Annotated in this window: 13 protein-coding genes; 2 read left to right on the top strand and 11 right to left on the bottom strand. The window is 69.2% G+C overall.

Annotated features, from left to right (window positions below; translation table 11 throughout):
* Positions 1-1,005 precede the first annotated feature (1,005 nt).
* Together OKW76_RS15035 and OKW76_RS15030 are read right to left on the bottom strand one after the other, a co-directional pair.
* A complete protein-coding gene (locus tag OKW76_RS15035; RefSeq protein ID WP_265549671.1) occupies positions 1,006-1,755 on the bottom strand; it encodes a metallophosphoesterase family protein in 750 nt (249 codons plus the stop codon).
* Positions 1,752-2,591, bottom strand: coding sequence for a diacylglycerol/lipid kinase family protein (locus OKW76_RS15030; protein ID WP_265549669.1), 840 nt, complete (start codon positions 2,589-2,591; stop codon positions 1,752-1,754). The genes OKW76_RS15035 and OKW76_RS15030 overlap by 4 nt, the downstream gene beginning before the upstream one ends.
* 191 nt (positions 2,592-2,782) lie before the next feature.
* Between OKW76_RS15030 and OKW76_RS15025 the strand changes: the two genes are divergently transcribed.
* Positions 2,783-3,070 (top strand): hypothetical protein, encoded by a 288-nt coding sequence (locus OKW76_RS15025; RefSeq protein WP_265549667.1) that lies wholly within the window; start codon positions 2,783-2,785, stop codon positions 3,068-3,070.
* 35 nt (positions 3,071-3,105) lie between these two features.
* Here the strand turns inward: OKW76_RS15025 and OKW76_RS15020 are convergent, their stop codons facing one another.
* The 4 genes from OKW76_RS15020 to OKW76_RS15005 all read right to left on the bottom strand — a co-directional run bounded on the left by OKW76_RS15020 (position 3,106) and on the right by OKW76_RS15005 (position 6,155).
* A complete protein-coding gene (locus tag OKW76_RS15020) occupies positions 3,106-3,645 on the bottom strand; it encodes a GNAT family N-acetyltransferase (protein ID WP_256506675.1) in 540 nt (179 codons plus the stop codon).
* A complete protein-coding gene (locus tag OKW76_RS15015) occupies positions 3,642-4,433 on the bottom strand; it encodes a LysR family transcriptional regulator (protein ID WP_265549665.1) in 792 nt (263 codons plus the stop codon). The genes OKW76_RS15020 and OKW76_RS15015 overlap by 4 nt, the downstream gene beginning before the upstream one ends.
* 124 nt (positions 4,434-4,557) lie before the next feature.
* On the bottom strand, positions 4,558-4,953 hold the full coding sequence (gene apaG / locus OKW76_RS15010) for a Co2+/Mg2+ efflux protein ApaG (protein WP_256506672.1): 396 nt from the start codon (positions 4,951-4,953) through the stop codon (positions 4,558-4,560).
* Entirely contained in the window at positions 4,950-6,155 is a 1,206-nt protein-coding gene (locus OKW76_RS15005) for a trans-sulfuration enzyme family protein (protein WP_265549662.1), read from the bottom strand. Before OKW76_RS15005 ends, apaG begins: the two co-directional genes overlap by 4 nt.
* Before the next feature lie 83 nt (positions 6,156-6,238).
* Here OKW76_RS15005 and OKW76_RS15000 point away from each other — a divergent pair, with 83 nt between their 5' ends.
* Positions 6,239-7,549, top strand: coding sequence for a phospholipid carrier-dependent glycosyltransferase (locus OKW76_RS15000; RefSeq protein ID WP_265549660.1), 1,311 nt, complete (start codon positions 6,239-6,241; stop codon positions 7,547-7,549).
* On the opposite strand, the gene OKW76_RS14995 is transcribed toward OKW76_RS15000, so the two are convergent.
* From OKW76_RS14995 to OKW76_RS14975, 5 genes are all read right to left on the bottom strand, one after another.
* A complete protein-coding gene (locus OKW76_RS14995; protein WP_265553021.1) occupies positions 7,546-8,667 on the bottom strand; it encodes a glycosyltransferase in 1,122 nt (373 codons plus the stop codon). The two genes, OKW76_RS15000 and OKW76_RS14995, sit on opposite strands and share 4 nt — an antisense overlap.
* Entirely contained in the window at positions 8,667-9,713 is a 1,047-nt protein-coding gene (gene leuB / locus OKW76_RS14990) for a 3-isopropylmalate dehydrogenase (RefSeq protein WP_265549658.1), read from the bottom strand. The genes OKW76_RS14995 and leuB overlap by 1 nt, the downstream gene beginning before the upstream one ends.
* Before the next feature lie 134 nt (positions 9,714-9,847).
* Positions 9,848-10,579, bottom strand: coding sequence for a DNA repair protein RecO (gene recO / locus OKW76_RS14985; protein WP_265549656.1), 732 nt, complete (start codon positions 10,577-10,579; stop codon positions 9,848-9,850).
* A gap of 187 nt (positions 10,580-10,766) precedes the next feature.
* A complete protein-coding gene (locus OKW76_RS14980; protein WP_265549654.1) occupies positions 10,767-11,639 on the bottom strand; it encodes a GNAT family N-acetyltransferase in 873 nt (290 codons plus the stop codon).
* 98 nt (positions 11,640-11,737) lie between these two features.
* Positions 11,738-12,694 (bottom strand): polysaccharide deacetylase, encoded by a 957-nt coding sequence (locus OKW76_RS14975; protein ID WP_265549653.1) that lies wholly within the window; start codon positions 12,692-12,694, stop codon positions 11,738-11,740.
* Positions 12,695-12,731 lie beyond the last annotated feature (37 nt).

Raw genomic sequence — 12,731 nt, 5'->3', positions numbered from 1 at the left:
ACGGCCGCTAAAGCGGCCGCCACCTCCCCCTGCGGGGGAGGATGAAGGACCCCCAAATCCTCCCCCGCCAGGGGGAGGTGGCAGCCGAAGGCTGACGGAGGGGGAGGAAGCGATGCCCTTCGGGGAACATGACCAGCGGCATCCTCGGGGCGGCGCGGGTTACCGCGAACGGTTACTCCCCCTCAAGCCGCCCCCATCCGCCCCCTCCGACGGCCGCTAAAGCGACCGCCACCTCCCCCTGGCGGGGGAGGATGAAGGACCCCCAAATCCTCCCCCGCCAGGGGGAGGTAGCAGCCGTAGGCTGACGGAGGGGGAGGAAGCGACGCCCTTCGGGGAACAGGACCAGCGACATCCTCGGGGCGGCGCGGGTTACCGCGAACGGTGACTCCCCCTCAAGCCGCCCCCCATCCGCCCCCTCCGACGGCCGCTGAAGCGACCGCCACCTCCCCCTGGCGGGGGAGAATGAACGACCCCCAATCCTCCCCCGCCAGGGAGAGTTGGCAGCCGTAGGCCGACGGAGGGGGAGGAAGCGATGCCCTTCGGGGAACAGGACCAGCGGCATCCCCGGGGCGGCGCGGGTTACCGCGAACGGTTACTCCCCCTCAAGCCGCCCCCCATCCGCCCCCTCCGACGGCCGCTAAAGCGGCCGCCACCTCCCCCTGGCGGGGGAGGATGAAGGCCCCCAAATCCTCCCCCGCCAGGGGGAGGTGGCAGCCGAAGGCTGACGGAGGGGGCGGACACGATGCCCTTCGGGGAACATGACCCGCGGCATCTCCGGGGCGGCGCGGGTTACCGCGAACGGTTACTCCCCTCCAGCCGCCCCCCATCCGCCCCCTCCGACGGCCGCTGAAGCGACCGCCACCTCCCCCTGGCGGGGGAGGATGAACGACCCCTAAATCCTCCCCTGCCAGGGGGAGGTGGCAGCCGAAGGCTGACGGAGGGGGCGGAAGCGATGTCCCTCGGTGAGCGCACAACGCTACCCGAAGCCGACCGGGCTTCCCCGCCTCACAATCGCTCGTCGGGCGCATCCATCACCCGCGCGATCGTCTCGAACGCGCGCCCCTCCACCCGGATCTCGTTGAACGACGGCCTTGTCTCGCGCACGCGTTCGGACAGCGTTCCCGCGCCGATCAGCCGTACCTCGCGCCCCTCGTGGCGGTGATCGATGTCGAACGGGTCGTGGACATGCCCCGTCAGCACCGCATGCGCGCCGGCCCTCACCAGCGCCGACAGCGCGCGCTCGCCGCCGCGCGTGCTCGCACGGGTGCGCGTGCCCGCCTCGATCAGCGGGTGATGCGCAGTGACGAACACCAGCCCGTCATCGGAGGCCGCTTCGATCGACTTCACTGCCTTGCCCAGCCGCCGCCGGCTGACGAACCCCTTCGACCAGTCGAGCCGCAGCTGGAGCCGCGCGGTGGTGCGCAGCGGGACGATCGTCACCCCCGCGATGTCGAGCGGCTGTTCGAGCATACGCTGCAGCGCGCGATAGCGGCGATAGGGCAGCAGCATCCGCTGCACCGGGTTGTACACTGGCAGGTCGTGGTTGCCGACCTCGATCGTCACCGGTCGGTCGAGGCTCTCGAGCCACGCTGCCGCCGCCTCGAACTCGTGCGCACGCGCGCTTTGCGTCAGGTCGCCGGTCATCAGGATCGCATCGGGCACCTCGTCGCGGACGATTCCCGCGAACCAGTCGAGCGCCGACTGGTCCTCGGCACCGAAATGCAGATCGCTGACGTGAAAAAGCCGAACCGTCATGCCGCTGCTCCCTGCGCGCGTGTCTCGATGAAATGGCGGCCGCTCATGCCGCCGGTGATCCGCATCCCCGGATCGAGCCGCTGCGGCTCGCCGTCGAACAGCGCCAGCACCGGGCGATCGCCCTCGATCCGCAGATGCGCCGACAGCGTGTGCGTCACCGCGCGCGCCTCGGCCCAGTCGCCGCCGATCCAGCCCCAGCCGAGATCCGCGATCGCCCGCCAGTCGCGCGCATCGACGCCCGCGACGTCGAGCCCGCGTTCGTCCGGCGTCACGAACACCGCCTGGTAGCGCCGCCGCAGCTTCACCGATCCGCTGACGCGCACGCCGGCACCGAAGGTCCGCCCCCAGGCATGCCGCATCGCGCGCACCAGCGCGAAGACGCGCCGCTGGCGCACCGCCTCGCGCGCGCGAAACCATTGCGCCGCGGGTCCGATGATGAGGCCGACGAACGCACGATGCTCGCCCGCCTCGATATAGGGCAGCGCCACCCGTCGGTCGTTGTCGTGCGCCGCGGCGATGATCGCGTGCGGATCGAGCGTGTCGTGCAGCCGCTTGGCGAGCAGGTTCATCGTGCCGCCGGGCAGGATAAGGAATGCACCGTCCCAATCGGCGAGCGCGCACAGCGCGGCGTTGATCGTCCCGTCGCCTGCGAACAGCACCACGGTATCGGCGCCCGCGGCGTCCAGTTGCTCGCCGCTCGGCAGCTTTTCATCGGGAAAGCCGGTGCGCCCCGCAATCACCAGGCCGCGTTCGTCGAACACCGCCTCGATCGCGTCGCATTTTTCCTTGGTCGCCGACCCCGAACTGGGATTGGTGATGAACCATAACTTCCGCATCGTCGCCCCTTGCTGCCACGTTCCCAACGTGGCTGGCGGCAGAAGGATGCAGTGCATCGGCGCGCCCAGATGCATCGACTGCAACCGCACCGCCGATCTTTGCGATTGCCGCACTTGCTGCGCTGCAACAATATCGGGGCGAGAGAGGATGTCGATCGAAGGCGAACATTTCCGCCCCAGGGAGATCGCACATGACCATCAAACTCGCAGCAGCACTCGCAGCAACGCTCATCGCCGCCCCCGCGCTTGCCGACGACGTTCGCCAGGACAAGTTCACGCGCGACGGCCAGACCTATGCCTATACGATCGATCGCCAGGAGGATGCCGTCGTCCTCACCGGTCGCACCCTGCCGCAGGGCGACAATTTCCGCTTCGTCGTGCGCGGTCGCACCGTCCGCGGCAATGTCGAGGGACGCCCGGTCAATTTCCGCATCGACAAGCCGCTGGTCGCGGCACCGATCCAGACCGCAGCGCGCTGAACCTTCCCCGCTTCCTCCCGGCCAGAGGGAGCGGGTCAGCCGCGCCATTCCTGTCGCAGCAAGCCGTACAGCGTCGTATCGCGCACGCCGATATGCGTTTCCCATTCGCCGCGCAGCCGCCCTTCGAGCTGGAAGCCCAGCCGTTCGAGCAGCCCGCGCGACGCCGCATTGTCGGGATCGGTATCGGCATAGACGCGCCGTTGCCCCTCGGCGAACAGCCGGGTGATGACCGCGCTCACCGCCTCGCGCGCGATCCCGGTGCCCCAATGCGCGCGCGCGAGCATATAGCCGATTTCGGTCACCCCGCCCTGCCGCTTCTCCGCCGCGCCGACGAAGCCGATCGCGGTGTCGTCGCCCTTCAGGGTTACGATCCAGCAGCGCCAGCCATTGTCGCTCCGCGCAAAGGCCTCGCGCGTCTGCTCGATGCTGGTGTGCGGCCCGTGCGACCACCAGTGCATCAGCTCGGCATCGGCATAGCTCGGGTGCAGCGCCTCGGCATCGGCGGGGGTGCGCGGGCGCAGCCGCAACCGCCGGGTCTTGAGCACCGGCGTGTCGCGCGCCGGAACCACGTTCACGCCGCCAGCGCGTCGACCAGCGCGCGCACCTTCTTTTGCCGCCATTGCGGCAGCGGCGCGACCATCCAATAGCCCGCCGGATAGGATTTGGGCTCGCCGATCATCACCACCCGCCCGTTCGCCAGGTCGCTGCGCACCAGCAATTCGGGCACCGTCGCGCGCCCCAGCCCCGCCGCTGCCGCCTCGATCGCCAGCCCGGCATCGGCGACGCGGACCAATGACAGCGCGTCTTCGGACAGACAGCCGGGCCACGAGATCCGCGTGTCGGCGCCGCCGCCGGGACGCTCGATCGTGACCATGCCGTCGCTCGAAAGCGCTTCGCCCTCATGCTCGCCCGGTCCCTCGCCCCAGCGGATCGCCAGGTCGAGATTGGCCTGCGCGAAGTCACCGCCCTCGTCGCCGCCGACCAGCACGAAGCGCAGGTCGGGCTCGCGCGCGGCGATCTCGGCGAGGCGCGGCATCAGCCATTTGTTGGTCAGGTCGCGCGGCGCGGCGATCGTCAGCGATTTCGACGACTGCCCCTGCTGCATGGCGCGCACCGCTTCCTCGAACTGCAGGAACCCCTCGCGCAGCGCGCCCAGCCCGCCCTCGCCCTCGGGGGTCAGCTCGAGCCCCTTGGTGGTACGACGGAACAGCACGACGCCGAGCGTATCCTCGAGCGCGCGGATCTGCTGCCCGACCGCGGCGGGGGTGACCGCCAGTTCGTCAGCGGCGCGCGTGAAGCTGAGGTGCCGCGCGGCGGCGTCGAGGACGCGCAGGCCGTTGAGCGGGAGGTGGGTGCGTTTCATGCGCTCGTGCCTTCATCAGGCGCAGTTCCCACGCCGTTCGTTTCGAGCGAAGTCGAGAAACGGCCCCCGCGCGCCCGGCTCGGTTTCTCGCCTTCGCTCGAAACGAACGGGAAAGATGTTCCCCTCACGACACCGCCGGCGCGAGCAGCGCGAATTTCGGGATCGTCACGTCGAACGCGCCGCCATCCTCGCCCAGCATTTGGTACGTCCCCTGCATCGATCCCGTCGGCGTCGCCAGATGGCAGCCCGATACATAATCGAAGCTGCCGCCGGGCTCGATCATCGGCTGTTCGCCGACCACGCCTTCGCCCTCGACCGAATGGCGCGCGCCGCGGCCGTCGGTGATGATCCAGTGGCGCGCGAGCAGCTGGACTGCCTGCTCGCCCTCATTCTCGATCCGGATGTGATAGGCCCAGAACCAGCGCCCGCGCGCGGGCTCGGACTGGTCGGGCAAATACGACACCGACGTGCGCACGATGACCCCGCCGGTCCGCGCCTCGGTGTCGAACAGCGCCTTCACAGGCCGGCCCGGCTCAGCGCCTGGTCGAGATCGGCGATCAGGTCGATCGGGTCTTCGAGCCCGACATTCAGCCGCAGCGTCCCCTCGGTGATCCCCATCTCGAGCCGCTTTTCCTCGCTCACGCTGGCGTGCGTGGTCGAGGCATTGTGCGTCATCAGCGAGCGCGAATCACCGATATTGTTCGAGATGTCGATCAGGTCGAGCGCGTCGAGCAGCGCGTGCGCCTGGGTCCGTCCCTCGACCTCGAACGAGAAGATCGGCCCGGTCATGTCCATCTGCGCCATCGCCAGGTTATGCTGCGGATGGCTCGGGAGCCCGGGATGGTTGAGCCGCGGCACGCGCGGTTCGAGGAAGCGACCGACCTGCAGCGCATTCTCGCTCTGGCGGCGGATCCGCAGGTCGAGCGTCTCAAGCCCCTTGAGCACCACCCAGGCGTTGAACGCGCTCAGCGTCGGCCCGGTGTTGCGCGTGAAGGGCAGCAGCGTGTTGGTGATGAAATCCTCGGTCCCGCACACCGCGCCCGCGAGCACGCGGCCCTGGCCGTCCATCATCTTGGTCGCCGAATAGGCGACGACATCGGCGCCGAACTCCATCGGCCGCTGCAGCGCGGGGGTGGCGAAGGCGTTGTCGACCACCGTCGTCACGCCGCGCGCGCGGGCGATGTCGCACACCGCCTGCAGGTCGACGATGTCCATCGTCGGATTGGCGGGGGTCTCGAAGAAATAGACCTTGGTCTTGTTGGTGGTCGCATCGGCGAATTGCTGCGCGTCGCGCGCATCGACGATCGTCGTGGTGATGCCGAACTTGGGCAGCAGCGTGTCGGTGAGCCAGCGGCACGACCCGAACAACGCGCGCCCGGCGACGACATGGTCGCCCGCCTCGAGCTGGCACAGCAACGCCGCGGTCATCGCCGCCATCCCCGATGCGGTGGCGCGGCATGCCTCGGCGCCTTCCATCAGCGCGATGCGGTGCTCGAGCATCTCGACGGTGGGGTTCTGCAACCGCGAATAGGTCATCCCCGCCTGGTCGCCCGCGAACCGCGCGGCGGCATCGCCCGCGCAGTCATAGGCATAGCCCGAGGTGAGGAACAACGCTTCGGAGGTCTCGCCGAACTCGCTGCGCATGGTGCCCCCGCGCACCGCTTGCGTTGCGGGACGCCACTTGCTGGTGACGCTGCGATCCTGACCGGTGTTGCGCTTCATGCCGCTGCTTTGCCGGGAGAAGCCAAAGGAAGCAAGACAACCTAATCCTCCCCCTTTGGGAGAGGATTGCGTAAGCGGCTGTCATGCGCCTCGCCCACCGCCCGCTCCTCGTTGCCCTGCTGATCGGCCTCGCCGCGCAGGCGCTGTTCAGCATCCAGCTCGGCCGCCCGACCAATCTGGTGTTCGACGAGGTCCATTACGTCCCCGCCGCGCGGACGATGCTGGCGCTCGCCGAGCCCGCGAACGTCGAGCACCCACCGCTCGCCAAGGAACTGATCGCGATCGGCATCGCGCTGTTCGGCGACAACCCGATCGGCTGGCGGGCGATGTCGACGCTGGCGGGCACCGTGACGGTGCTCGGCGGCTTCGCGATCCTGATGCTGGGGTTCGGGCGGGTGCGGGTGGCGGCGCTCGGAGCGTATCTGCTGGCGATCAACCAGACGGTGTTCGTCCAGGCGCGGATCGCTATGCTCGACGGGTTCCTGGGGGCGTTCGTGACGTGCGGGATCGCGGCATTGCTGTGGGCGATGCGCGCGCAGCCCGGGCGGAGGACGGCGCGGATCGTGCTGGCGGGGGCGTTGCTGGGGTGCGCGGTGGCGGTGAAATGGTCGGCCGCGCCCTATGTCGCGGTGGCGTGTCTGGCGGTGTTGTTATGGCACCTCGGTTCCCCAACCGTTCGCCCTGAGCTTGTCGAAGGGCGGCCTGCGCCAACCACCGACGCCCCCGCTGCGCTGTCGGGGCGCCCTTCGACAAGCTCAGGGCGAACGGCGCTGGGGCTGGGACTGGGGCTGGCCATCCTCCTCGGCCTCACCGCCCTAGCGGCCTATTTCGCCACCTTTACCCCCGCGCTCTTCTATGCCCGCGATGCGATCACCCTCGCCGACCTGCTCCCGCTCCAGCAGCAGATGTACGCGCAGCAGACCGTCGTCCTGCGGCCCCACCCCTATCAGTCCGACTGGTGGAGCTGGCCGCTGATGCTTCGACCGATCTGGTATTATTACGAGCGTGACCTGGGGATCATGCGCGGGATCCTGCTGCTCGGAAATCCCGCGATCTTCTGGGGCGGGCTGGTCGCAGTCGCCGCCTGCCTATGGGCAGGCGTGCGCGGTTCGCGCGCGCACCTGGCGCTGGCGTTGCTGTGGCTATTCTCGATCGCGATCTATGTCGTGATCCCCAAGTCGCTCGGCTTCTTCTATTACTACCATCTGTCGGGCATCTTCGTGACGCTGGCGATCCCGCCCGCGCTGATGCTTCGCAAGCACCGCAACGCCGATCTGTGGTTCGCGGGGGTCGCGACCGCGGTCTTCGTCTATTTCTACCCGATTATCGCCGCGGCGGCGTTGCCGAACGACCAGGCCTTCCTGCGCTGGATGTGGTTCGGAAGCTGGCGCTAACCCGCAGCCCGCCGCCCATACCGCCCCCAGGTGAAGCGCGACGACAGCGCGAAATTCCACACCGCCCCCACCACGATCCCCGCCAGCGCCGACACCGCCCAATAGTTCGACTGCGCCGAATGCAGATAGGTCGCCACGCCGACATTCGCCGCCAGCCCTACGCTGCACACCAGCGCGAACGACAACAGCCCAGTCAGCAGTTCGCGCGTGCCCTTCAGCCGCCTATCGCGATAGGTCAGCATGTTGTTCAGGAAGAAGTTGAAGGTCATCGCCACCAAGGTCGCGGCGATTTGGCCGGCGACGAACGCCCCCTCGCCCCACAGCGCGACGATCGGCGCCAGCACCGCCATATGTACCAATACCCCCAGCGCACCGATTGCGCCGAACATCACGAATCGCACCGGCACCAGCCGTCCGAACATCCGATCGTAGAGCGCGATCAGATATTCCATCGCGACCACGTGATCGAGCTTGCTTTCGCCTTCGCCGCGGGTGCGGAACACATAGGGTAGCTCCTTGAACCGCAGCGGCGTCGGGCTCGCGGTCATGATGTCGAGCAATATCTTGAAGCCGATCCCCGACAGCGCCGGTGCCAATGTGCGCGCCAACCGCGTGCGGATCATGAAGAAGCCGCTCATCGGATCGCTGAGATCGGCTTTGAGCACGCGCCGCGACAGCCGCGTCGCCAGCGCCGACTTCGCCACCCGGTCGCGGTCCCACGCTCCCGTCCCGCCGCCCGCGACGAAGCGCGATCCGATCACGAGGTCGAGCGCGGGATCGAGCGCCAACGCATTGGCCATTGCTGGCAGCAACGTCTCGTCATGCTGCATATCGCCGTCGATCACCGCCACCAGCGGCGCGGCGGTCGCACACATCCCCTCGATACACGCGGTCGACAGGCCGCGCCGGCCGATCCGCTGGATCACCCGCACGCGATCGTCGCCCCGCCCGATCTCGCGCACCGCCTCTGCGGTGCCGTCGGGGCTGTCGTCATCGACGAATACGACTTCCCAATGCCGCCCCGCCAGCGCGCGATCGAGCGCGGCGACCATCGGCGCGATGTTGCCGCGCTCGTTGAATACCGGAACGACCACCGCCAGTTCCAGCATGGGGCTCATCATAGCTGGGTCAGGATCGCGTCGGCCATCGCGCGGGTCGAGAGCGTGCCGCCCAGGTCGCGGGTCCGCGCGCCGCCCGCGATCGCCGCCGCCACCGCCGCCTCGATCCGATCGGCGGGCTCGGCCAGCCCCAGCGAATGCCGCAACAGCATCGCCGCCGACAGGATCGCGGCGGCGGGATTGGCGAGCCCCTGCCCCGCGATATCGGGCGCCGAACCGTGGATCGGCTCGTACAGCCCCTTGCCCGACCCATCGAGCGCCGCCGAGGGCAGCATTCCGATCGACCCCGCGCACATGCTCGCCTGGTCCGACAGGATGTCGCCGAACAAATTGCCGGTGACGATCACGTCGAACTGCCCCGGATCGCGCACCATCTGCATCGCGGCGTTGTCGACATACATGTGGCTGAGCGCGACATCGGGATATTCGGCCGAAACCTCGATCACCACGTCGCGCCACAATTGCGAGGTTTCGAGCACATTGGCCTTGTCCACCGAGCATAGCCGCCCGCCACGGGTGCGCGCGGTTTCGAAGCCGACGCGCGCGATCCGCGCGACTTCGGCCTCGTCATAGCGCATCAGGTCGCGGCCTTCGCGCAAGCCCTCGGCGGTGGTGCCGCGCGACTTCAGCCCGAAATAGACGTCGCCGGTCAGCTCGCGCACGATGACCAGGTCGATCCGCGCGGCGATCTCGGGGCGCAGCGCCGATGCGTCCTCTAGTCCGGCGAACAATTTGGCGGGTCGCAGATTGGCGAACAGCCCCAATTCCTTGCGCAGTCCCAGGATCGCCTGTTCGGGGCGAAGCTCGCGCGCCAGCCCGTCATAGCGCGAATCGCCCACCGCGCCGAACAGCACCGCATCGGCGCGCCGCGCGAGATCGAGCGTCGCGGGCGGCAGCGGATGCCCCGTCGAGTCATAAGCGGCCCCGCCGACCGGCGCTTCCTCGAAGCGCAGGTCGAGGCCGAGCGTCTCGAGCACGCGCTGCGCCTCGGCGGTCACTTCGGGTCCGATCCCGTCCCCGGGCAATATGGCGATCAACTGCGGCATCAGGCCCCCAAATTCTGCACCAGAATCGTCACCCCAGCGAAAGCTGGGGTCTCCTGGTTGGCGATCCGAACCTCACCGCCAGACCCCAGCGTTCGCTGGGGTGACGGCTGGCGCGGATCGTGCTCGCCCATGCCTCACGCAACCGCGCGCTGCAACCGTTCGACCAGCCGCCCGCGCGCCGCCAGCACCTCGGCAGCGCGCCCGGTCAGCAAGTCGCGTTCGAGGAAATGCCGCGTGATCGCCAGCCCTGCGAACACCTCGTCCCACCCCGCCTCGCCGCCCGCCTGCAGGAACGCGGGCAGCGCCAGCAGCCGCGCCTCATAGCCGCTCGCCGCCGCGCGGCTCACCGCCCCACCGCTCTTGGGGCTGACGAACGCAAGATCGTCGCGCGCGCCGGTCACCACGCATTCCTCGAGCGCCAACCCGAACCCTAGGTCGGCGAGCAGCAGCAATTCGTAGCGCGCGATGCTCCCCGCCCAGCCACGCGCCGAGGGCGCCGCCTCGACCGCGTCGATCACCGCATCGAGCGCGGCGTAGATCGGCGGATAGGGCTGCGCCTCGGGCAGCAAGGTCGCGGTGAGCGCGGTCAGCCATTCGAGCGCGGCGGCGGGCAGCGCCTCCTCGAACAACGGCGCGCGGCTGTGGACGAGCTCGACCGTCAACGCCGCCAACTGGACATCGGTACGCGCGCGCCATTCGCCGAGGATCGCGTTGGCGGGCTGCAACACCGGCCGTATCGCCCGCGACCGCCCGCCGCGCACATAGCCCGGCTGCACCCCGTCGCGCGGGGTAAGCGCACGCACGATCGCCCCATGCTCGCCATGCGGGCGCACCGACAGGACGATGGCGGGGGAGGAGAGGTGCATGGGGTGGGTCTACAGCTGCCCGTGGCTGAAAGGGAGCCATATCCTTTCCTCCCCCGCCAGGGGGAGGTGGCAGCCCGAAGGGCTGACGGAGGGGGAGGACACGCACAGGCCGCTCGTGTCCGCCCCCTCCACCACCGCTTCGCGGCGGTCCCCCTCCCCCTGGCGGGGGAGGATTTCAGCGTTCCCCTCAGCGCGAAGACACCACCCGCTTCACCCGCGCCACCCCCCGGTCGAACGCCCCCAACGCCGCCAGCGCCACCCGGTTCGCCACCGTCGCGCGCAGCACCAGCCAATCCACGCAATCGACATGCCCGGTCGAGAATTGCCGCTTGTGCTGCCCCTCGCCCTCGGTGAAGTCGAACCGCGCCAGCCCGCCCTCGGCCATCAGATCGCGCAGCGCCTCGGCCTGCAACACGCTCCCCGGCGACAGCGCGTCGAACCGTTCGGCATGGCCGACATATTCGTACAGCACGTCGCCGCCGTGGATCGGGCAATAGAGATACGCCGCGGGCTCGCCGCCTATGAACAACAGCCACGCCCGCACCCGATCGACCGCCGCCAGGCGCAGCATCTTGGCGACGAACTCCGCGTCACCGGGCAGGCCCATCGCCAGCAATTTCTCCTGATACGTCCCCGCCGCGAGCGGCCGCGCGATCGCGTGGAAGGCTTCGAGTTCGGCGGGCGTCCGATACCGCCGGATGTCGATCGCCCCGCCCGACGCCGCCGCCAGCTTCTTGGCCTTGCGCTTCAGCCCCGATCGCAAATTGCCCGAGAGCGCGGCGTGATAGGCTTCCCATCCAAGCGTCAGGTCGGCGAAGTAGCGCGGGTAACGCTGGCGTTCGGCGGCCAGCATCCCCGGCAGCGCGATCGGGTCCCCCGCGGGCAGCGAGAGGATCGAATAGCCGTCGGCCTCGGCGGGTAGCGGCGGTAGCGCAGGCGTCCGCCCCTCGATCGCATCGGCAAGCGACACCGCGATCCGCACCAGCCGGCGCGGCAGCGCGAAGACGGTGCGCGCGCCAACGCGGAAGTTGAGCGGGAGGGTGAGAGCGACCGCCTCCATTTGGTCCCCGTTCGTTTCGAGCGAAGTCGAGAAACCCTGGCCAGGCGCGACGCCGCCGTTTCTCGACTTCGCTCGAAACGAACGGGGCGAGGTGGCGGTCAAAACCCCCGCTCCTCGACGATATTCGACCAAAGCTGCTCGGCCTGCCGCAACCGCGTCCGCACCACGCTCGGCCCGAGCGGGGCATCGTCCTGCCCCAACCGCAACCCGCCAGCCTCGGCATACCACGTCGTCGGCATCGTCTCGGCCCGCGCCGCCAGCATCGCGCACAGCGCCTCGAACCGCCGCACATGCACGCGATTGGCGCGCGTTCCCGTCCGCGCCGCCAGCTCGAAGCCGTGGCTGACGATCGTCACCGCCGCATGGTCCTCGCGCACGGCATGATCGAGCGCGGCGCGCATCTCGGCCACCGACAGCGCGCAGATCTGGAAATGACGAAGCTTCCCCGGCACATCCTCGATCAGCGTCACCGGGCATTCGATCACCCCACGATGCGCCACCGGCGCGATCTGCCGCACCGGCAGCGAGATCGCGCTCGGCCAGGGATGCTCGGACCCGTTATGGCTGCTGTCATAGCCGAAGCCCAGTTCGGCCAGCGCCACCAGCGTATCGTCATTGGCGGCATAGCTGCCGCTCCGAAACGCCACCGGCTGCGGCACGCCTGTCGCCACCAGCAGCGCCCCCGCCTCGGCGATCAGGTCGCGCTGCTGCGCCAGCGTATAATCGACCAGCTCGAAGCGCGCATGCGCCGCCCCGCCATCGCCCGCCACCGCGCCCGCCCAATTGGGGTGGAGATGCAACTGCACCTCCTGCCGCGCCGCCAGGATCGGCGCGACGATCGCCTTGACGACGTCGAGGCCATACGTGCGCGCGGGCATCGGATCGACGAAGAACGTCGCCTTTAGCCCATGTTCGGCGAGCATACGCAGCTGATAGCCCACCCCCACCGCCGCGGGCTCGATCGATCGGGCAATCTGCTCGGCCACCGGCAACCCGGCGGCGTGGTGGCGCCACATCAGCTCGGTATCGACGGTGAGGAACACGCGGGTCGTCATCGCCCCCGCGCTATCAGCGCGCGGTGAAGAAAGCGGT

The sequence above is a fragment of the Sphingomonas sp. S1-29 genome, from assembly GCF_026167545.1.
Classification (GTDB): Bacteria; Pseudomonadota; Alphaproteobacteria; order Sphingomonadales; family Sphingomonadaceae; genus Sphingomonas.
The sequence above is the reverse complement of the archived record's forward strand: the minus strand, read 5'-3'. Positions and strand labels throughout refer to the sequence as shown.